20 protein-coding genes, 1 tRNA gene, 1 rRNA gene and 1 other annotated feature are annotated in these 20924 nt (G+C 55.7%); of the genes, 7 read left to right on the top strand and 15 right to left on the bottom strand.

From position 1 onward, the window contains the following. Nucleotides 1-37: 37 nt before the first annotated feature. From AC3EMD_RS06060 to rluD, 5 genes are all read right to left on the bottom strand, one after another. A tRNA-Glu gene (locus AC3EMD_RS06060) sits at nucleotides 38-113 on the bottom strand. Nucleotides 114-198: 85 nt separating this feature from the next. Continuing rightward, nucleotides 199-1738 (bottom strand): 16S ribosomal RNA (locus AC3EMD_RS06055). Nucleotides 1739-2203: 465 nt separating this feature from the next. Further along, the gene (gene clpB, locus AC3EMD_RS06050; RefSeq protein ID WP_008806080.1) at nucleotides 2204-4777 is read right to left on the bottom strand and encodes an ATP-dependent chaperone ClpB; all 2574 of its coding nucleotides are present in this window, start codon (nucleotides 4775-4777) and stop codon (nucleotides 2204-2206) included. Between the two features lie 129 nt (nucleotides 4778-4906). Continuing rightward, nucleotides 4907-5638, bottom strand: a complete 732-nt coding sequence (gene yfiH / locus AC3EMD_RS06045) for a purine nucleoside phosphorylase YfiH (RefSeq protein WP_008806081.1) — start codon at nucleotides 5636-5638, stop codon at nucleotides 4907-4909. Further along, nucleotides 5635-6615 (bottom strand): 23S rRNA pseudouridine(1911/1915/1917) synthase RluD, encoded by a 981-nt coding sequence (gene rluD / locus AC3EMD_RS06040; protein WP_012967426.1) that lies wholly within the window; start codon nucleotides 6613-6615, stop codon nucleotides 5635-5637. Before rluD ends, yfiH begins: the two co-directional genes overlap by 4 nt. Before the next feature lie 131 nt (nucleotides 6616-6746). On the opposite strand from rluD, the gene bamD reads away from it, so the two are divergent. From bamD to pheA, 4 genes are all read left to right on the top strand, one after another. Next, a complete protein-coding gene (bamD, locus tag AC3EMD_RS06035; protein WP_004145664.1) occupies nucleotides 6747-7484 on the top strand; it encodes an outer membrane protein assembly factor BamD in 738 nt (245 codons plus the stop codon). A gap of 270 nt (nucleotides 7485-7754) precedes the next feature. Continuing rightward, nucleotides 7755-8090 carry a ribosome-associated translation inhibitor RaiA gene (gene raiA / locus AC3EMD_RS06030; protein ID WP_002914111.1) on the top strand — a complete coding sequence of 112 codons (336 nt, stop codon included), beginning with the start codon at nucleotides 7755-7757 and terminating at the stop codon, nucleotides 8088-8090. Between the two features lie 105 nt (nucleotides 8091-8195). After that, nucleotides 8196-8320, top strand: a sequence feature (Phe leader region). Continuing rightward, nucleotides 8197-8244, top strand: a complete 48-nt coding sequence (pheL, locus tag AC3EMD_RS06025; protein WP_100632159.1) for a pheA operon leader peptide PheL — start codon at nucleotides 8197-8199, stop codon at nucleotides 8242-8244. (Overlaps the previous feature by 48 nt.) Before the next feature lie 24 nt (nucleotides 8321-8344). Then, nucleotides 8345-9505: a bifunctional chorismate mutase/prephenate dehydratase gene (gene pheA / locus AC3EMD_RS06020; protein WP_012540845.1), complete on the top strand. Its 1161-nt coding sequence runs from the start codon at nucleotides 8345-8347 to the stop codon at nucleotides 9503-9505. Here pheA and AC3EMD_RS06015 read toward each other — a convergent pair. From AC3EMD_RS06015 to aroF, 3 genes are all read right to left on the bottom strand, one after another. Beyond that, entirely contained in the window at nucleotides 9502-10374 is an 873-nt protein-coding gene (locus AC3EMD_RS06015) for an SMP-30/gluconolactonase/LRE family protein (RefSeq protein ID WP_012540844.1), read from the bottom strand. The two genes, pheA and AC3EMD_RS06015, sit on opposite strands and share 4 nt — an antisense overlap. Nucleotides 10375-10436: 62 nt before the next feature. Beyond that, on the bottom strand, nucleotides 10437-11558 hold the full coding sequence (gene tyrA, locus AC3EMD_RS06010; RefSeq protein ID WP_048267971.1) for a bifunctional chorismate mutase/prephenate dehydrogenase: 1122 nt from the start codon (nucleotides 11556-11558) through the stop codon (nucleotides 10437-10439). 9 nt (nucleotides 11559-11567) lie between these two features. Then, nucleotides 11568-12638, bottom strand: a complete 1071-nt coding sequence (gene aroF, locus AC3EMD_RS06005; protein WP_008806086.1) for a 3-deoxy-7-phosphoheptulonate synthase AroF — start codon at nucleotides 12636-12638, stop codon at nucleotides 11568-11570. Nucleotides 12639-12980: 342 nt separating this feature from the next. Here aroF and yfiR point away from each other — a divergent pair, with 342 nt between their 5' ends. Genes yfiR through AC3EMD_RS05990 form a run of 3 tightly spaced genes read left to right on the top strand, consistent with a single transcriptional unit; the run spans nucleotide 12981 to nucleotide 15202 of the window. Beyond that, the gene (gene yfiR / locus AC3EMD_RS06000; protein WP_012540842.1) at nucleotides 12981-13490 is read left to right on the top strand and encodes a regulatory sequestration protein YfiR; all 510 of its coding nucleotides are present in this window, start codon (nucleotides 12981-12983) and stop codon (nucleotides 13488-13490) included. Then, on the top strand, nucleotides 13483-14706 hold the full coding sequence (gene dgcN, locus AC3EMD_RS05995; protein ID WP_042947039.1) for a diguanylate cyclase DgcN/YfiN: 1224 nt from the start codon (nucleotides 13483-13485) through the stop codon (nucleotides 14704-14706). The genes yfiR and dgcN overlap by 8 nt, the downstream gene beginning before the upstream one ends. 13 nt (nucleotides 14707-14719) lie before the next feature. Next, nucleotides 14720-15202: an OmpA family protein gene (locus AC3EMD_RS05990; protein WP_008806089.1), complete on the top strand. Its 483-nt coding sequence runs from the start codon at nucleotides 14720-14722 to the stop codon at nucleotides 15200-15202. 8 nt (nucleotides 15203-15210) lie between these two features. Here AC3EMD_RS05990 and AC3EMD_RS05985 read toward each other — a convergent pair whose 3' ends face one another. The 7 genes from AC3EMD_RS05985 to ffh form a co-directional block, all read right to left on the bottom strand. Beyond that, complete coding sequence (locus AC3EMD_RS05985; RefSeq protein ID WP_302073982.1) at nucleotides 15211-16578, bottom strand: PepSY-associated TM helix domain-containing protein; 1368 nt, start codon at nucleotides 16576-16578, stop codon at nucleotides 15211-15213. Nucleotides 16579-16634: 56 nt separating this feature from the next. Then, a complete protein-coding gene (locus tag AC3EMD_RS05980; RefSeq protein WP_094918015.1) occupies nucleotides 16635-17093 on the bottom strand; it encodes a DUF2946 domain-containing protein in 459 nt (152 codons plus the stop codon). 118 nt (nucleotides 17094-17211) lie between these two features. Continuing rightward, nucleotides 17212-17559: a 50S ribosomal protein L19 gene (rplS, locus tag AC3EMD_RS05975; RefSeq protein WP_002914145.1), complete on the bottom strand. Its 348-nt coding sequence runs from the start codon at nucleotides 17557-17559 to the stop codon at nucleotides 17212-17214. Between the two features lie 39 nt (nucleotides 17560-17598). Further along, a complete protein-coding gene (gene trmD, locus AC3EMD_RS05970) occupies nucleotides 17599-18366 on the bottom strand; it encodes a tRNA (guanosine(37)-N1)-methyltransferase TrmD (protein ID WP_008806092.1) in 768 nt (255 codons plus the stop codon). Nucleotides 18367-18397: 31 nt separating this feature from the next. Beyond that, a complete protein-coding gene (rimM, locus tag AC3EMD_RS05965; protein WP_008806093.1) occupies nucleotides 18398-18946 on the bottom strand; it encodes a ribosome maturation factor RimM in 549 nt (182 codons plus the stop codon). Nucleotides 18947-18964: 18 nt separating this feature from the next. After that, on the bottom strand, nucleotides 18965-19213 hold the full coding sequence (gene rpsP, locus AC3EMD_RS05960) for a 30S ribosomal protein S16 (RefSeq protein WP_012540839.1): 249 nt from the start codon (nucleotides 19211-19213) through the stop codon (nucleotides 18965-18967). A gap of 259 nt (nucleotides 19214-19472) precedes the next feature. Beyond that, nucleotides 19473-20837 carry a signal recognition particle protein gene (ffh, locus tag AC3EMD_RS05955; RefSeq protein ID WP_002914152.1) on the bottom strand — a complete coding sequence of 455 codons (1365 nt, stop codon included), beginning with the start codon at nucleotides 20835-20837 and terminating at the stop codon, nucleotides 19473-19475. Between the last annotated feature and the right edge of the window lie 87 nt (nucleotides 20838-20924).

Below are 20924 nucleotides of genomic sequence, written 5' to 3'. Positions count from 1 at the left end.
TATATCGGCACGCGTCTTTCACTCACGAACCAGCAAGTGGCGTCCCCTAGGGGATTCGAACCCCTGTTACCGCCGTGAAAGGGCGGTGTCCTGGGCCTCTAGACGAAGGGGACACTGAAGTCTCAATCGCAAGACGCCTTGCTTCTTTACTTTCATCAGACAATCTGTGTGAGCACTACAAAGGCAGGTTCTTTAAGGTAAGGAGGTGATCCAACCGCAGGTTCCCCTACGGTTACCTTGTTACGACTTCACCCCAGTCATGAATCACAAAGTGGTAAGCGCCCTCCCGAAGGTTAAGCTACCTACTTCTTTTGCAACCCACTCCCATGGTGTGACGGGCGGTGTGTACAAGGCCCGGGAACGTATTCACCGTAGCATTCTGATCTACGATTACTAGCGATTCCGACTTCATGGAGTCGAGTTGCAGACTCCAATCCGGACTACGACATACTTTATGAGGTCCGCTTGCTCTCGCGAGGTCGCTTCTCTTTGTATATGCCATTGTAGCACGTGTGTAGCCCTGGTCGTAAGGGCCATGATGACTTGACGTCATCCCCACCTTCCTCCAGTTTATCACTGGCAGTCTCCTTTGAGTTCCCGGCCGGACCGCTGGCAACAAAGGATAAGGGTTGCGCTCGTTGCGGGACTTAACCCAACATTTCACAACACGAGCTGACGACAGCCATGCAGCACCTGTCTCACAGTTCCCGAAGGCACCAATCCATCTCTGGAAAGTTCTGTGGATGTCAAGACCAGGTAAGGTTCTTCGCGTTGCATCGAATTAAACCACATGCTCCACCGCTTGTGCGGGCCCCCGTCAATTCATTTGAGTTTTAACCTTGCGGCCGTACTCCCCAGGCGGTCGATTTAACGCGTTAGCTCCGGAAGCCACGCCTCAAGGGCACAACCTCCAAATCGACATCGTTTACAGCGTGGACTACCAGGGTATCTAATCCTGTTTGCTCCCCACGCTTTCGCACCTGAGCGTCAGTCTTTGTCCAGGGGGCCGCCTTCGCCACCGGTATTCCTCCAGATCTCTACGCATTTCACCGCTACACCTGGAATTCTACCCCCCTCTACAAGACTCTAGCCTGCCAGTTTCGAATGCAGTTCCCAGGTTGAGCCCGGGGATTTCACATCCGACTTGACAGACCGCCTGCGTGCGCTTTACGCCCAGTAATTCCGATTAACGCTTGCACCCTCCGTATTACCGCGGCTGCTGGCACGGAGTTAGCCGGTGCTTCTTCTGCGGGTAACGTCAATCGGTGAGGTTATTAACCTCACCGCCTTCCTCCCCGCTGAAAGTGCTTTACAACCCGAAGGCCTTCTTCACACACGCGGCATGGCTGCATCAGGCTTGCGCCCATTGTGCAATATTCCCCACTGCTGCCTCCCGTAGGAGTCTGGACCGTGTCTCAGTTCCAGTGTGGCTGGTCATCCTCTCAGACCAGCTAGGGATCGTCGCCTAGGTGAGCCGTTACCCCACCTACCAGCTAATCCCATCTGGGCACATCTGATGGCATGAGGCCCGAAGGTCCCCCACTTTGGTCTTGCGACGTTATGCGGTATTAGCTACCGTTTCCAGTAGTTATCCCCCTCCATCAGGCAGTTTCCCAGACATTACTCACCCGTCCGCCGCTCGTCACCCGAGAGCAAGCTCTCTGTGCTACCGCTCGACTTGCATGTGTTAGGCCTGCCGCCAGCGTTCAATCTGAGCCATGATCAAACTCTTCAATTTAAGTTTGATGCTCGTGAATTAAACTTCGTAATGAATTACGCATGTTCACTCAGAGACTTGGTATTCATTTTTTGTCCGAAGACATTAAGAATCCATGTCACTTTGAGTGCCCACACAGATTGTCTGATAAATTGTTAAAGAGCAGTTGCGACGCGCTTTAGCGCTCTGTCGCGAGGTCCCGTATAATACGTCTTCCTCATTCAGAGTCAAGCGCTTATTTTGCTTTTCTCTGTCGGCTTTCAACGTCGATTTCCGTCGTTGAATCCTCCTGACCCGGCGGCTTGTTTGCCGTTGTTCCGTGTCAGTGGAGGCGCATTATAGGGAGTAATTCTGAAGTGACAAGGATAAATTCAAAAAAAGAATTCAACCGCTCACTTTTCAACCAAACCAGGTGTTGAGCTTTAATTCTTGCCTGGTTTTTAAACAAAAACGAGCCCGTTGGGCCCGTTTTTGTCGTTTTGTGATTTACTGCACTGCCACAATACGGTCGTCTTTCACCACCAGCTCGACAGCTTTCCCCGGAACCAGCTCACCGGAAAGGATCTGCTGGGCTAACGGGTTCTCAATCTGCTGCTGAATAGCGCGTTTCAGTGGCCGCGCGCCGTATACCGGATCGTAACCGTTGGCGCTCAGCAACTTCAGCGCCTCATCGGACATCCGCACTTCATACCCACGCTCTTCCAGGCGTTTATACAAACGCTGCAGCTGGATCTGGGCAATAGAAGCAATGTGTTTCTCACCCAGAGGATGGAAGACCACCACTTCGTCGATACGGTTAATAAACTCCGGACGGAAGTTCTGGCTTACCACTCCCAGTACCAGATCCTTCATATGACCGTAGTCCAGTTCGCCAAACCGTTCCTGAATCAGATCGGAACCGAGGTTCGAGGTCATGATGACCACCGTATTACGGAAGTCGACCGTTCTCCCCTGCCCGTCGGTCAGACGCCCGTCGTCGAGTACCTGCAGCAGAATGTTGAACACATCCGGGTGCGCTTTTTCCACTTCATCCAGCAGAATGACGGAATAAGGACGACGACGCACCGCCTCGGTCAGGTAACCACCCTCTTCATAGCCGACGTATCCCGGAGGCGCACCGACCAGACGCGAGACGGAGTGTTTCTCCATAAACTCGGACATATCGATACGCACCATCGCGTCGTCGCTGTCGAACATAAAGTTAGCCAGCGTTTTACACAGCTCGGTTTTACCGACCCCGGTTGGACCGAGGAACAGGAACGAACCAATCGGCCGGTTCGGATCGGATAGCCCAGCGCGGCTACGGCGAATGGCGTTCGATACCGCTTCAACCGCCTCATCCTGGCCAATCACCCGATGATGCAGCTCCTGCTCCATACGCAGCAGTTTGTCGCGCTCGCTTTCCATCATCCGGGAGACCGGGATACCGGTCCAGCGGGCCAGCACTTCGGCGATCTCAGCATCCGTCACTTTATTACGCAGCAGACGCATGGTTTTCCCTTCGGACTGAGTGGCAGCCGCCAGCTGTTTCTCCAGTTCCGGAATTTTGCCGTACTGCAGCTCGGACATCCGCGCCAGATCGCCGACGCGACGCGCCTGTTCGATAGCGATTTTCGCCTGTTCCAGCTCGGCTTTAATAGTCTGGGTGCCGGAGAGAGAGGCTTTTTCCGCTTTCCACTCTTCTTCCAGTACCGAGTACTGACGCTCTTTATCCGCCAGCTCCTCGTTGAGCATATCGAGACGTTTCAGGCTCGCTTCATCAGACTCTTTCTTCAGCGCCTGCTGTTCCAGTTTCAGCTGGATAATACGTCTATCGAGACGGTCCAGCTCTTCCGGCTTGGAGTCGATCTGCATACGAATGCTGGACGCCGCCTCATCGATAAGGTCGATGGCTTTATCCGGCAGCTGACGGTCGGCAATATAGCGATGCGACAAGGTCGCCGCCGCGACAATCGCCGGGTCAGTGATCTGCACGTGGTGGTGCAGCTCGTAACGTTCTTTCAGGCCACGCAGAATAGCGATGGTATCTTCTACCGTCGGCTCGGCGACGAACACTTTCTGGAAGCGACGTTCCAGCGCGGCGTCTTTTTCGATGTACTGACGGTATTCATCAAGCGTTGTCGCCCCGACGCAGTGCAGTTCACCACGCGCCAGCGCCGGCTTCAGCATGTTACCCGCATCCATCGCGCCGTCGGCTTTACCAGCGCCCACCATGGTATGCAGTTCGTCGATAAACAGAATGACGTTGCCTTCCTGTTTTGACAGGTCAGTCAGCACGCCTTTCAGACGCTCTTCAAACTCACCGCGGTATTTCGCCCCGGCCACCAGCGCCCCCATATCCAGCGCCAATACCCGACGGCCTTTCAACCCTTCTGGTACTTCGCCGTTGACGATACGCTGCGCCAGTCCTTCGACGATTGCCGTTTTACCCACCCCGGGTTCACCAATCAGTACCGGGTTGTTTTTGGTACGACGCTGCAGTACCTGGATGGTACGGCGAATCTCTTCATCACGGCCGATCACCGGATCCAGCTTGCCCTGCTCGGCTCGCTCGGTCAGATCGACGGTAAATTTCTTCAATGCCTGACGTTGGTCTTCGGCACCCTGATCGTTCACGCTTTCACCTCCGCGCATTTGTTCAATCGCCTGAGTCACGTTGGCGGTTGTTGCTCCGGCGGATTTTAAAAGGTCGGTCAGCGTACCGCGCGATTCAAGCGCCGCCAGAACGAACAGTTCCGACGAAATAAAGTTGTCCTTTTTCTTTTGCGCCAGCTTGTCGCAAAGGTTCAGGATCCGCACTAAATCCTGAGAAGGTTGTACATCGCCGCCGGTGCCTTCCACCTGCGGTAAACGGCTCAAGGCCTGCTCGATGTCAGTGCGTAGTTTCCCGGCATTGACGCCCGCCGAGGTTAATAAAGGACGTACCGATCCCCCTTCCTGATTCAGTAAGGCGCTCATTAAATGAAGAGGTTCGATGAATTGGTTGTCGTGCCCGAGTGCGAGTGACTGGGCATCGGCAAGAGCAAGCTGGAATTTATTGGTAAGACGATCCAGACGCATAACTCCTCCCATAAACAGGTCAAATTTGCTACTGGAGATTAAATGAGGTCATCCCTCAATTATTCAAGGTTAAAGACCTGAACTATGCGAAAAATAAGTTTGCCTTCTGGATCGTCTTGATTCTCTAGGTTATATCAGCCAAATGAAACTTGCCATACGACCGGTGGTCTTGTCGCGCCGGTAAGAGAAAAAATCATCCTTTTCGCTTAGCGTGCAGCGATCGCCGCCGAAAATCTGCTCAACGCCGACGTTTGCCAGACGCTGCCGAGCCAGTTGATAGATATCAGCAAAATATTTCTCGCCTGCCGGACGAAAAGCCCGGTGCGCGTTCTCGTCTTTCGCCATAAAGGCATCCCGGACTTCCGGCCCCACCTCAAATGCCTGCGGACCAATGGCCGGGCCCAGCCACGCCATCATGTTTTCGGCTTTATCGGCGAAACGGGCAACAGTCTCTTCCAGAACCCCTTCGCATAAGCCGCGCCATCCCGCATGCGCCGCGGCGACTTCGGTGCCGTCGCGGTTACAGAACAGGACCGGCAGGCAGTCGGCGGTCATCACCGCACAGACGGTGCCTGGCGTACGACTATAAGAAGCATCTGCGCGTTTCGATGGATAGGGTCCGCCGTCCAGCGTCAGAACATCGGTGCCATGAACCTGCTCCAGCCAAACCGGGTAAGACGGCAAGCCACCGGCAGCAAACATCCGCCGCCGGTTTTCTTCAACATGCTGCAGATTGTCTCCGCAATGGGCGCCCAGGTTGAGCGAGTCATAGGGCGGCAGACTCACGCCGCCAATGCGGGTCGAACTACAGGCCGCCACGCTGCGGGGCATCGGCCACTGCGGTACAATCAGTTTAGTCATAACCAGTCAATATCGTCCTTATGGGCTTCAAAATCGGCACGCATCGCCTCGATGAGCTCGACCATATCCTGTGGGATGGGCGCGTGCCACTCCATTTCAATGCCGGTGATCGGGTGATACAGACGCAACATGGTGGCGTGCAGCGCCTGACGGTCGAATTTACGCAGCGCGGTGATGAACTCCTCCGACGCGCCCTTCGGCGGACGCGGCCGGCCGCCATATACCTGGTCACCCACCAGCGGATGGGTGATATGCGACATATGCACACGGATCTGGTGCGTACGACCGGTTTCCAGGCGCAGGCGCAGGCGGGTATGGATGCGGAAATGTTCCATAATGCGGTAGTGGGTCACCGCCGGTTTGCCCATCGGATGCACCGCCATATGGGTACGTTTCGTCGGGTGACGACTGATCGGCTCTTCCACTGTGCCACCGGAAGTCATATGACCGATGGCCACCGCTTCATACTCGCGAGTGATCTCGCGCAGCTGCAACGACTCCACCAGCCGGGTTTGTGCCGGAATGGTTTTCGCCACCACCATCAGACCGGTGGTGTCCTTATCCAGACGGTGCACGATCCCCGCGCGCGGCACATCGGCGATCGGCGGATAGTAGTGCAGCAGCGCATTCAGCACAGTACCGTCAGGGTTGCCCGCGCCAGGATGCACAACCAGATCGCGCGGTTTGTTAATCACGAGGATGTCATCATCTTCGTAAACGATATTGAGCGGAATATCCTGCGGCTGGAAGCGCGCCTCTTCTTCGATTTCGACATCGATAGCGATGTGCTCTCCCCCCAGCACTTTTTCTTTCGGCTTATCGCCAATGCTGCCATTGACTAATACGCGTTGGTCCAGGATCCATTCTTTTATCCGCGATCGCGAATAATCAGGGAACAATTCGGCCAAAGCCTGATCTAAGCGTTGACCGAGTTGATTTTCGGTCACCGTTGCGGTGAGTTGTACTCGTTGTGCCATATACAGCTTCTTCGTTTAACGTTGGGTTTTACGGCTTTGCCGTTTAATATAGTGTGCTATTGTAGCTGGTCTTAATCGGGAGCAGGAACAGAGATTCTCCCGCATAAACATTTTGAGGAAGTCAAAACGTCATGACGCGCATGAAATACCTGGTGGCAGCCGCCACACTGAGCCTGGCTTTGGTGGGTTGCTCCGGCTCTAAGGAAGAGGTGCCTGATAATCCGCCGAATGAAATCTACGCGACCGCCCAGCAAAAACTGCAGGACGGTAACTGGAAACAGGCGATAACGCAACTGGAAGCGTTGGATAACCGTTATCCATTCGGCCCTTATTCCCAACAGGTACAGCTGGATCTGATTTATGCGTATTACAAAAACGCCGATCTGCCGCTGGCTCAGGCGGCCATCGATCGCTTCATGCGTTTGAACCCCACCCACCCGAATATCGATTACGTCATCTATATGCGCGGCCTGACCAACATGGCCCTGGATGACAGCGCCCTGCAGGGCTTCTTTGGTGTCGATCGCTCTGACCGCGATCCACAGCACGCGCGCGATGCCTTCAATGACTTCTCCAAACTGGTGCGTGGTTACCCGAACAGCCAGTACGCCACTGACGCCTATAAACGTATGGTGTTCCTGAAAGATCGCCTGGCCAAATATGAGCTGTCGGTCGTGGATTACTACACCGACCGTGGCGCATGGGTTGCCGTCGTGAACCGCGTGGAAGGTATGATGCGTAACTATCCGGATACCCAGGCCACCCGCGATGCCCTGCCGAAGATGGAAAACGCCTATCGTCAGATGCAAATGAACGCCCAGGCGGACAAAGTCGCGAAGATAATCGCCGCGAACAGCAAGAACACCTGAGTCTGATTCATGGATCGCAAACGGCAGCCAGTGGCTGCCGTTTTTTATACTTTATCCCGTCAAGCTGAAGCGGTTTAGCGCCGGGTTAACTCATCAAATATGGCCTGCTTTACCGGGTTCGACAAGTAAAATCTCACTTCTTCCTGCCCTGTCTCACAAAATGAATTCGTTGACAAAAAGTGACAATAAAATGTGATTTAGATCACGCTTTTTGACATTGGGAAAGGTATGCTGGATTCACCAAGACGGGAAAGACAAGAGGTAAAATTTATGACAATGAACATTACCAGTAAACAAATGGAAATTACTCCGGCAATCCGCCAGCATGTCGCAGACCGTCTCGCCAAACTGGATAAGTGGCAAACTCATTTAATCAACCCGCACATCATTCTGTCTAAGGAGCCGCAGGGTTTTATCGCTGATGCAACCATCAATACGCCAAACGGTCATCTGGTTGCCAGTGCGCGTCATGAAGATATGTACGCCGCCATTAACGAATTGATCAACAAGCTGGAACGGCAGCTGAATAAAGTGCAACACAAAGGGGAAGCCCGCCGCGCCGCAACATCGGTGAAAGAGGCAGGCTTTGTGGAAGAAGAAGAGTAATCCTTAACTTAAGTTGTGTCATGCCACGCGCCTTCGGGCGCGTTTTTTATTGACAGAGTGAAAACAGTACAGGTACTGTAATCCCCATTACCTCAAGGAATTTACCATGAAACGTGTCCCGTTCTTCTTCGCATTCTTTTTTACCTTCCCCTGACCGGGAGGCAATTCGTCGTATAAGAAAGAATGCGAAGACGAACAATAAGGCCTCCCACCCGGGAGGCCTTTTTTATTTGATAACAACAAAGGCAACATCTATGACCGAGGAAAACCCATTACTGGCGCTGCGCGATAAGATAAGCGCACTGGACGAGAAACTGCTTGCTCTGCTGGCGGAGCGCCGCGGGCTGGCTGTTGAGGTTGGTAAAGCCAAACTGGCCTCTCACCGTCCAGTGCGTGATATTGACCGCGAACGCGATCTGCTGGAGCGTCTGATGACCATCGGCAAGCGCCATAATCTGGATGCGCACTACATCACCCGCCTGTTCCAGCTGATCATCGAAGACTCCGTCCTGACCCAACAAACCCTGCTGCAGCAGCATCTGAATAAAATTAATCCGCATTCGGCCCGCGTGGCCTTCCTTGGCCCTAAAGGCTCTTATTCGCATCTGGCGGCGCGTCAGTACGCCGCTCGCCATTTTGAGCAGTTTATTGAGAGCGGCTGCGCGAAGTTCGCCGATATTTTTAATCAGGTAGAGACCGGCCAGGCCGATTACGCCGTGGTGCCGATTGAAAACACCAGCTCTGGCGGGATCAACGACGTCTACGATCTGCTGCAGCACACCAGCCTGTCGATCGTTGGCGAGCTGACGATCCCTATCGATCATTGCGTGCTGGTTAGCACCTCGACGGATGCCGATAAAATTCAGACCGTCTACAGCCATCCGCAGCCGTTCCAGCAGTGCAGCCAGTATCTGAGCCGCTACCCGCACTGGAAGATTGAATATACCGAGAGCACCTCGGCGGCAATGGAAAAAGTGGCGCAGGCGAACTCCCCGGCCGTTGCGGCACTGGGCAGCGAAGCGGGTGGCGCCCTGTATAGCCTGCAGGTGCTGGAGCACTGCCAGGCCAACCAGACGCAGAACATCACGCGCTTCCTCGTCCTGGCGCGCAAAGCGGTGAACGTCTCCGATCAGGTTCCGGCCAAGACCACGCTGTTAATGGCGACCGGTCAGCAGGCGGGCGCCCTGGTGGAAGCCCTGCTGGTGCTGCGCAACCACAATCTGATCATGACCAAACTGGAATCTCGCCCGATCCACGGCAATCCCTGGGAAGAGATGTTTTATCTCGATATTCAGGCCAACCTGGACTCGCTGCCCATGCGCAAGGCATTAAAGGAGCTGGCGGAAATCACCCGCTCCATGAAGGTCCTCGGTTGCTACCCCAGCGAAAACGTGGTGCCAGTGGATCCGGTTTAACGTTCGCGGAACGGTAATTTCTTCATCCCTGCCACCGCAACCGGCAGGGTGAAGATGGCGCCTGACAGCGGGTACTTCGCCAGCTCATCGTCCTCCATGTTTTCCCGGGTTGTGGTGATATAGAGCGTTTTCATATCCGCCCCACCGAAGCAGACCATTGTCGGACAACGAACCGGCATCGGGTAAGTCTCCAGCTCCTCGCCCTGCGGCGAGAAACGAGCAATCCGCCAGCCGTCAAACATCGCGCTCCAGTAACAGCCCTCCACATCGATCGCCGCCCCGTCAGGGATGCCTTCGCCCGGCTGGAAACGGCGAAACACCTCGCGTCGTCCAGGCTCACCCTGTTCATCCAGCGGCGTACGGTAGATCACGGCGTTCGGCGTATCAGAGGTATACATCCAGCGCTGGTCGGCGCTAAACGCCAGACCGTTGGCGCCATGAATATCACACTGGATCACTTTCGGCTTCAGGTCATTATCGACTCGCATCAGCAGCGCGCCGTTGTAATCCCCCGGCCCCCAGAAGGTGCCGGCATAAAAACGCCCCTCGCGATCGGTCCCACCATCGTTAAACCGCGCCAGCTCCGGATTGCTCGGATTATCACAGACTTTCCGCCGCAGCAGGCCGTGGGCGTCGGTCAGCCAGATGCCACTGCGTAATGCAACGATAAATCCGCCCTTCTCACGCAGGGAGAAACAGCCGACCTCCTCCGGAAACTGCAGCACCTGGTGTTCGCCGCTGCGGGTATCGTAGCGGTGGATTTCACACTCCATGATATCGGCCCAGTAGAGGGCCTGTTCAGCCTCGCTCCAGGTCGGGCATTCCGGCAGGTATCCAGTGTAGTCAAACAGCGGTTGTGGTTCAGCCATCGTTGTCATCCCTATAAAAAAAGCCAGCGGTCGCTGGCTTTATTGTATACATCTTTTTCGCTTTACTGCCGATTATCGTTCGCCTGACGCAGTAACGTGCGGCTCTCGCTCTGGAAACGCTGAGCGTAATCGCCAAACCAATGTTCGACTTTACGGAAGCTGTCGATAAACGCCTGCTTATCGCCCTGCTCCAGCAAGCCAATCGCTTCGCCGAAACGCTGGTAATAGCGCTTAATCAGCGCCAGGTTATTTTCCGATGACATAATAATGTCGGCGTACAGCTGCGGATCCTGGGCAAACAGGCGCCCCACCATCGCCAGCTCCAGCCGGTAAATAGGTGACGAAAGCGCCAGCAGTTGCTCAAGACGCACATTCTCTTCTGCCAGGTGCAGGCCATAGGCGAAGGTGGCAAAGTGGCGCAGCGCCTGAATAAACGCCATGTTCTGATCGTGCTCAACGGCGCTGATGCGGTGCAGCCGCGCGCCCCAGACCTGAATTTGTTCGAGGAACCACTGATAGGCCTCCGGCTGGCGGCCATCACAATAGACCACCACCTGCTTCGCCAGGCTGCCGCTGTCCGGACCGAACATCGGGTGCAGGCCAAGAACCGGGCCCTGATGCGCTGCCAGCATCGCCTGCAGCGGCTCCGCTTTCACCGAGGCAAGGTCTACCAGAATGCAATCCGCCGGCAGCGGCGGCAGCCTGCCGATCGTCTCCACGGTGGTGTGAATCGGTACGCTGACGATGACCATGCCGGCATCGGCGACGATATCCGCCGCCCGCGCCCAATCCTCTTTTTCCAGAATACGCACCTGGTAGCCGGACAGCGTTAACATCTTCTCAAACAGACGCCCCATCTGCCCGCCGCCGCCGACGATGACCACCGGCCGCAGATTCGGGTGCAGGGTTTTGAAGCCTTTGTCGTTTTCGCTGGAATAGGATTCCCGCATCACGCGACGCAGAACATCCTCGATCAGATCCGGCGGTACGCCGAGCGCAGCCGCCTCTTCACGCCGGGAGGCGAGCATCGCCGCCTCGCGCTCCGGGACGTAAATCGGCAGACCATACTGGCTCTTCACCTCGCCGACTTCGGCCACCAGTTCCAGACGCTTAGCCAGCAGGCTAAGCAACGCTTTATCCACTTCATCAATTTGATCGCGTAACGCGGTCAGTTCAGCAACCATACTTTCCTCTTACACCAAACGGGCCGCCAGATGGCCGCGGAGATCCTTATCCAGTTCACGCAGCAGCGCATCGGTGGTTTCCCAGCTGATGCAGGCATCCGTCACCGAAACGCCGTATTTCATCGTCTCACGCGGCTGTTCAGAGGACTGATTGCCTTCGTGGATATTACTCTCGATCATCAGGCCGATAATGGAGCGGTTGCCATCTTTGATCTGTGCGACAACGGATTCAGCCACGGCTGGCTGGCGGCGGAAATCTTTATTGGAGTTCCCATGACTGCAATCTACCATCAGCGACGGTTTCAGTCCCGCCTGCGCCATCTCTTTTTCGCATTTCGCCACATCTTCCGGACCGTAGTTCGGCGCCTTACCGCCGCGCAGGATCACATGGCCGTTCGGATTACCCTGCGTTTGCAGCAGGCAGACCTGCCCGGCCTGGTTGATGCCGACGAAACGGTGCGGCATTGCCGCGGCGCGCATGGCGTTGATGGCCGTCGCCAGACTACCGTCGGTACCGTTTTTAAAGCCGACCGGCATCGACAGGCCAGAGGCCATTTCGCGGTGCGTTTGTGATTCCGTGGTACGTGCGCCGATAGCAGACCAGCTGAACAGATCGCCAAGGTATTGCGGGCTGTTCGGATCCAGTGCTTCCGTCGCCAGCGGCAGTCCCATATTGACGAGCTCGACCAGCAGACGACGCGCAATCTTCAGGCCGCCTTCAACATCAAACGAACCATCCATGTGCGGATCGTTAATCAGCCCCTTCCAGCCGACAGTGGTACGGGGTTTTTCAAAGTAGACGCGCATCACCAGGTAGAGGCTATCGCTGACCTCTGCGGCAAGAGCTTTAAATCGACGAGCATATTCAATCGCGGCTTCCGGATCGTGGATCGAGCAAGGGCCGCAAACCACCAGCAGGCGCGGATCGCGGCCGGCGATAATATCGGAGATAGTCTCACGGGCATGCGCAATCTGCGCTTCCTGTTCAACGCTTAGCGGGAATTCCGCCTTCAGTTGCTCCGGGGTCATTAACACATGTTCGTCGGTAATATGTACGTTATTCAGCGCGTCTTTTTGCATGATTGCGATCCTGTGTAGCTCGTTTGCGATAAAGGGTGCCTCAGCGGGCATGGCGTAACGATACCACACAAAGTAAAGAATTCAATCCATATTCCGTAAATTTTACTTTACACCAACAAATTAATTGCCACTTAACTCGACAAAATATGTACAAAAATGTTTACAAAGCCAAAATTCACAGCAAACTTGCGCGCTATCGCGATCGCGATTACGAAAAATCCTGGTGAGATTTGTCCCAAAGCAAAGGGCGCATGTAATGACGGGTTTTGTTAACAGTGGTATTCTGCGCCGGGCATCGGCAGCGGCTTTTCCCGCGCTATGGCGAATTTGACGGAAGCGTTAATGACAGTATTACACCGTCTTTTATTGACTGTATTTTTTCTCATCGCGGTATCTCCTGTTTTTGCTGCCGGACCTTCAGAACATGTTCGCGCTATTGTTTCCGGGATCGTGACCTACACCCGTTGGCCGGCATTAACAGGGGCGCCGAAGCTGTGCATTTTTGCCTCATCACGCTTCACCCATAGCCTGGCTCATGAAGATCCGGATGCCTTGCCCTATCAACCGGTGATAGTACGTAATAGTGAAGAAGCGTTAAAAACAACCTGCGATGGTTTTTATTTTGGCAGCGAATCGCCGACCCAACAGTCGGAATTAACTCGCCGCTATGGCCCGAAGCCGCTTTTACTCATCGCAGAACAAAATACGGATTGCTCCATTGGTAGCGCGTTTTGCCTGATCATCAACGACGACAGGGTCCGCTTCTCCGTTAATCTGGACGTTCTGACGCACAGCGGGGTCCGGGTTAACCCGGACGTCCTGATGCTTGCCCGGAAAAAACCACATGAATAAGGACTTTTCACAGACCGCGCGCCCGACATTTAAACGCGCGCTTCGTCGAATTAGCGTGATAAGCGTGGTGATCTCCATGACGCTGGTCTGGCTGCTGCTAAGCACAGCCTCAATCTTCACGCTCAAGCAGTATGCGCAGAAAAATCTAGAGCTCACTGCCGCGACCATGGGTCGCAGCCTCGAAGCCGCCCTGGTGTTTGGCGATAGCGCGGCGGCGGAGGAGACCCTTGCTTCGCTGGGGAAGCAAGGGCAGATTTCCCAGGCGATTGTACTCAACGGCCAGAAGCAGCACTTCGCCGCATGGCGCCATGAACCGCTGGCCAACAAAGAACAAGTGAGCGGCCTTATCAGTCAATGGCTGTTTCCGGAGCCCACGGTGCAGCCCATCTGGCACCAGGGCAAACAAATCGGCGAGCTGCGACTGACCGCGCTTGATGAACTGATCAGCCACTTTCTCGGTATCTCGATTCTGGTACTGACCGGCAGCATTCTGCTCGCCTCGTTCATCGCCCTGCTGCTGACCCACTCCCTGCACCGGGGGATCGTCACCGCCCTGCAGAGCATCACCGAGGTTGTGCACGATATTCGTGAAAACCGTCATTTCTCACGTCGGGTGCCCGAGGAGCGTATTGAGGAATTCCATATTTTCGCCCAGGACTTTAACAGCCTGCTGGGGGAGATGGAGGACTGGCAGCGCCAGCTGCAGGCCAAGAATGCCCAGCTGTTGCGTAGCTCGCTACATGACCCGCTGACCGGCCTGGCTAACCGCGCCGCCTTTCGCAACGCGCTCGCCGAACTGATGAAGAACGAGGTGGATCACCAGACCTCGGCATTACTGTTTCTTGACGGCGATAACTTCAAGCTGATCAATGACAACTGGGGGCACGCGGCAGGCGATAAAGTGCTGACGGAGGTCGCCAGCCGCCTGATGGCCTTCGCCGGAAAACGCCATCTGGCATGGCGTCTCGGCGGCGATGAGTTTGCCGTTCTGCTGCGTGAGGTGCGCTCGGAAGCCGAAGTGCAGGCTCTGTGCCAGGCGCTGTCGGAACAATTTCTTCCGCCATTCAACCTGCACAATGGCCATAGCGCCACGCTCTCGCTGAGCGTCGGTTATGCCCTGGCGTGGGAGCACGCCACCGCGGAATCACTGCAAGAACTTGCCGATCAGAATATGTATCGCATGAAAAACCAACGTATCCAGCAGACGCTGAAATAATAAAGGACTCATTATGCTCAGAAAATATTTCGTCCCCGCCCTGATGGCAGCGGCGCTTTTGACAGGTTGCCAGGCTCCTCAGGGAAAATTTACCCCCGAGCAGGTGGCGGCGATGAAATCTTACGGCTTCACTGAAAGCAATGGCGATTGGTCCCTGGGCTTATCCGATAGCATCCTGTTTGACAAGAATGACTACCGACTACGTCCCGACAGCCGCCAGCAGATCACCACGATGGCCTCGCGGCTGGCGGCGACCGGGATCACCCATAGCCGCCTTGAAGGCCACACCGATAATTACGGTGAGGATAGCTATAACGAAGCCCTGTCGCTTAAGCGCGCCAATAGCGTAGCCGATGCCTGGGCGGAAGGCGCCCATGTCCCGCGCAGTCATTTAGTCACCCGCGGCCTTGGCAAGAAATACCCGATCGCCAGCAACGACACGGCGGCCGGGCGCGCTGAAAACCGCCGGGTCACGGTGGTCATCAGCACGCCGTAAGCCTTCGCTTAATCGCTGGACTTCGCCATCCTCATTGCCGTTGCCGCGCGCCAGCGCAGGTAGTCAACGGCAATGAACAGTACCAGACTTGCCCCCATCAATGGCATGGCCAGCCCCAGGGCTAACGCTATCCCCAGTACCAGCCCACGGGCAGGCCAGGCGAGCGACAGCCATGTCTGCAGCAGCGAATGCGCCGGATCCCAGACCGCCTGAGGCGGACGGCGGATCCACCACAGCCGGTAGCCCACGCCGATGGTGACGCACAGCGCGCAGCCGAACCCTACCAGCAGCAACTGATTCACCAGACCAAAGAGGACCCCCATGTGGAAATCGACGCCCCAGCGGGTGAGCTTCGCCATCAGCGGGAAGTCGGCGAACCGGGTGCGATCCACCACCTGCATCGTGGCGCCATCGATCGCCACTGCGTCCACCTGCGTCGGCCAGCGGCGGTCGATCTCATTTACCGTCCAGGCACGTTCCTTCGAAACCGGCGGACGGATCTCCAGCCGGCTGGCGTTCAGCCCCGCCTGACGGGCCACCGCCAGCACCAGGTCAAACTGCGCTGGCTGCAGCGCTGACTGATGCTGCATGGCCATCCCGGCCATATGATGCCCGGCGTGGGGATCGTGCGCCATCGGCGCCTCACCGTGCAGCAGGGTATTCACCTGCGGCGTCCACCAGCCGAAAGCCGCCCGCATTTTATCCACATTACCGCCAGCCCATTGCGACCAGGTCAGGCCGGTGGCGGAGAAGAGCAGCATGCCCAGCAGTAAGCCCCAACCCAGCGTCACGTGCAACCGACGATGATTCTGCAGGGCGTTATTGATCCGCCGTTTTGGACGTGTCATCGCCCACAGGGCAATGCCACCCAGTGCGGCAACCCACATCCATGAGGCAGCCAGTTCGCTGTATAACCGCCCGCTGTCGCCCAGCAGCAGCGAACGATGCGCATAATCAATCCACTGGCGCAGCGGCAGGATGCCGCTGGTACCGTAGACCGTCATATCGCCCTTCACCCGCAGCGAGATCGGATCGACGAAAATGGCCCGGGATTCTGACTCGCCCAGGCTCGGGTCAACAAACATAATCCGGGTAGTCTCCCCCATCGCGGGGGCCGGCCGCACCGCCAGCAGCCGAAGATTACCCTGGGTCGCTTCTTCCGCCACTGCAATCTGGGCGCTGAGCGGCTGCGGGGTCCCGTCGGCAAGGCCATGCAGCGCGTCGTGATAGAGCCAGTTTTCCAGCTGCGGCGTCGCCACGTACAGCGTGCCGGTCAGGGCAGCGACAAAGATAAACGGTCCGATAAACAGTCCGATGTAGAAATGGAGGCGACGCAGCAGGTTTAACCATGCCGCGCGCGAGGTGCAGGTTGTCATACTCTTCCTTTTTTAAAGCAAAAGAGGTTATTGCGCCGTGCGCAGATTGATTTTTATTAAAGGGAAAAAGCAGACAGCCGCGGCGGGGCGCGGGTTTCAGGGTAGAGCCAGGGGAAGTAGTGCCAGTGTTTTAATACCGGGCGAGAAGCCGGCAGGCGAATACGCCGCAGGAGCATGGCGACGAACAGCGCCAGCGCGAAAAGCAGCCCCGGGACATGGGCTAAAAGCACGCAATAGCCACACGCTTCGGCATGGTCCAGCGGCAGTTCGTGTCCGGTATGCATGGCGCCGTCTGTGCTATGCATTATCGCCATCTCGTGCTCGGGCATTTGCGCCATGCTCGCGGACGAGCTGTCCATCATCATGGCGTGATGCATGCCGGGCATCGCGCTCATGGGGTCTTTTTGCAGGGAGATGGAGATCAGGGGGGCCACGACGATCAACAGGATCGCCAACAGTGCCAGCCAGGCGGCTCGCCGTTTAGGTGTCGTTTGCTGGAAACTGTTGCTGACCACCGCCCCTCCGAATAGAGGGCGTATTGTAAATGATTTACATCACGATGGTTACAACAAAGATAAAAAAAGGGCCAGCCATCTGGCCAGCCCTTCTGTCAGGATGTCGCGAAAGCGAATCTTAGTTAAGACGCTCTTTGATACGAGCAGACTTACCAGTACGCTCACGCAGGTAGTACAGTTTAGCTTTACGTACAGCACCACGACGTTTAACAGCAATGCTGTCAACTACCGGAGAGTGAGTCTGGAAGACACGCTCAACGCCTTCGCCGTTGGAAATTTTGCGAACAGTGAATGCAGAGTGCAGACCGCGGTTACGAATAGCGATAACCACGCCCTCGAATGCCTGCAGACGTTTTTTGGAACCTTCAACAACCCATACTTTCACTTCCACGGTATCACCCGGACGGAAGGAAGGTACGTCCTGCTTCATCTGTTCTTGTTCAAGTTGCTTAATAATGTTGCTCATAATTTAATCTCTTATCCTGGGTAAACTGATATTGGGGGCTCACGCCTGCCCATCATGTTTATGCTGCTGTTGCGCGTGTTCGCTTTTGAACTGCGCCAGCAACTTTGCTTGCTCTTCAGTCAGAGCCAGGTTTTCCAGAAGTTCAGGTCTTCTAAGCCAGGTGCGGCCCAGCGACTGCTTCAGACGCCAGCGACGTATCTCAGCATGGTTTCCCGACAGCAATACTGGCGGTACTTCCATCTCTTCTAACACTTCAGGACGGGTATAGTGCGGGCAATCCAGCAACCCATCAGCAAAGGAATCTTCCGTTGCCGAAGCTTCATGGCCCAGTACTCCCGGAATGAACCGGGAAACGGAGTCAATCAGCGTCATTGCCGGTAACTCACCACCGCTGAGAACGTAATCGCCGATTGACCATTCTTCGTCAATTTCGGTTTGGATTACGCGCTCGTCTATCCCTTCGTAGCGACCGCACACCAGAATCAGTTTCTGATTCGTTGCCAGTTCGCTGACGCCCGCTTGATCAAGCTTGCGTCCCTGAGGTGACAGATAAATCACCTTCGCGCCTTCACCTGCCGCGGCTTTTGCTGCATGAATAGCATCCCGTAAAGGTTGCACCATCATTAGCATCCCCGGTCCGCCGCCGTAAGGACGATCGTCCACGGTACGGTGCCGGTCATGAGCGAAGTCGCGAGGACTCCAGCTTTCGATGCTCAGCAGGCCATTTTTTACTGCCCGGCCAGTTACCCCGTAATCGGTAATTGCGCGGAACATTTCAGGAAACAGGCTAATTATGCCAATCCACATAGCGCCGTCTTTTACCGTTTATCCGGAGAATTTAAAAACCAGGATCCCAATCTACTTCGATAGTACGCGTAGTGAGATCGACTTTCTTGATAACCTGCCCATCGAGGAACGGAACCAACCGCTCCTTGATGCCAAATGCATCTTTCAGGTTTGCCTTGATGACGAGTACGTCATTAGACCCGGTTTCCATCATATCAATGACTTTACCGAGGCTATAGCCTTCCGTTGTCACTACCTGGCAGCCCATCAGGTCTTTCCAGTAGTAGTCACCCTCTTCCAGCTCCGGCAACTGCGATGAATCCACGATAATTTCGCAATTAGTCAGTAGATTCGCGGCATCACGATCGTCAACGCCTTTCAGCTTGATGATGATGTCCTGATTGTGGTGGCGCCAGCCTTCCAGCTCAACAACCTGCCACTGACCCGCCTTCTGGATTAACCAGGGCTGATAGTCAAAAATGCTTTCGGCGTCTTCGGTGGAGGAAAACACTCTGAGCCAACCACGGATACCGTAGGAAGAACCCATTTTCCCCAATACGATCGGATCAACAGGTGCTTGTGCGGTGTGTTGCTTGCTCATCATGACCACCGTGACAGATTAAGCTGCTTTGTTAGCGGCTTTGATCAGCGCGGCAACGCGATCGGAAACAGTAGCGCCCAGGCCAACCCAGTGAGCGATACGATCCAGATCCAGGCGAGTTTCTTCTTCCGCGCCGCTAGCGATCGGGTTGAAGAAACCAACGCGCTCGATGAAGCGACCGTTGCGTGCATTACGGCTGTCGGTGACAACAACCTGGTAGAACGGACGCTTTTTAGCGCCGTGACGTGCTAAACGAATAGTTACCATAACATCCTCTTGTGTGAATAAAACAACCGGGCCCCATCGAGGAACGGAGCCCGGTGTCATATTAAAAGCCCGAAAATTTTACTGATTTCTGGGGAAAATGCAATCAGCAGTTGATAAGTCTGCTGTAAAAGGCCGTCGGCGGTGCAGCCTGTTTAGTACCGGCGTGCGCGCAACCACTGGAACGTACAGGTAGTACGTGAGGATGGCGAGCACACCCCGGCGCTAAAATGGCAAACAAGATAGCCTTATACCCTTGTTTTTAACGGCCCGGGAAGCCTGGCGGCATCATCCCTTTCATCCCGCGCATCATCTTCATCATGCCGCCTTTCGACTTCATCTTCTTCATCATGCGCTGCATGTCGTCGAACTGCTTGAGCAGACGGTTCACATCCTGCACCTGCATCCCGCAGCCGGCGGCGATACGGCGCTTACGTGAACCTTTGATGATTTCCGGTTTGGCGCGCTCTTTCAGGGTCATCGAGTTGATGATGGCTTCCATACGCACCAGCACTTTGTCGTCCATCTGCGCTTTCACGTTGTCCGGGATCTGGCCCATACCCGGCAGCTTGCCCATCAGGCTGGCCATGCCGCCCATGTTTTTCATCTGACGCAGCTGCTCAAGGAAGTCCGTCAGATCGAAACCGTCGCCTTTCTTCAGTTTGGAGGCCAGCTTCTCGGCCTGCGCGCGGTCAACTTTGCTCTCGATATCTTCGATCAGCGACAGCACGTCGCCCATGCCGAGGATGCGGGAAGCGACGCGGTCCGGATGGAACGGCTCCAGCGCTTCGGTTTTCTCGCCGACGCCGAGGAATTTAATCGGTTTGCCGGTAATATGGCGAATCGACAGCGCCGCGCCGCCGCGGGCGTCGCCGTCCACTTTAGTCAGCACCACGCCGGTCAGCGGCAGCGCTTCGTTAAAGGCCTTCGCGGTATTCGCCGCATCCTGACCGGTCATCGCATCGACGACGAACAGGGTTTCAACCGGGTTAATGGCGGCGTGGACGTGCTTGATTTCGTCCATCATCGCTTCGTCAACGTGCAGACGACCGGCGGTATCCACCAGCAGCACGTCGTAGAATTTGAGTTTCGCTTCTTTCAGCGCCGCATTGACGATATCCACCGGCTTCTGGCCGACGTCAGACGGGAAGAAATCGACGCCGACCTGCTCGGCCAGGGTTTCCAGCTGTTTGATCGCCGCCGGGCGGTAAACGTCCGCGGAAACGACCAGCACTTTCTTCTTGTGCTTCTCGCGCAGGAATTTCCCCAGCTTACCGACGCTGGTGGTTTTACCGGCACCCTGCAGACCCGCCATCAGCACCACGGCCGGCGGCTGCGCGGCCAGGTCGAGCGTCTGGTTCTCTTCGCCCATCGCCGCCACCAGCTCGTTGCGGACGATTTTGACGAACTCCTGACCCGGGGTCAGGCTTTTATTGACTTCATGGCCGACCGCGCTCTCTTTCACGCGGCTGATGAAATCACGAACCACCGGAAGCGCAACGTCCGCTTCCAGCAGCGCCATGCGCACTTCGCGCAGGGTGTCTTTAATATTGTCTTCTGTAAGGCGTCCGCGGCCGCTAATGTTGCGCAGCGTACGCGACAAACGATCGGTTAAATTATCAAACATTGTCTCTCGCCTGAGGTGGAAACGGTCGGTCGCCGCAGCGACACACAAAACGAATGTGGCGGAGTATAACACGACATCAATCTGAAT

The organism is Klebsiella sp. PK18 (assembly GCF_057784655.1).
This window is presented reverse-complemented; position numbering and strand designations above follow the sequence as displayed.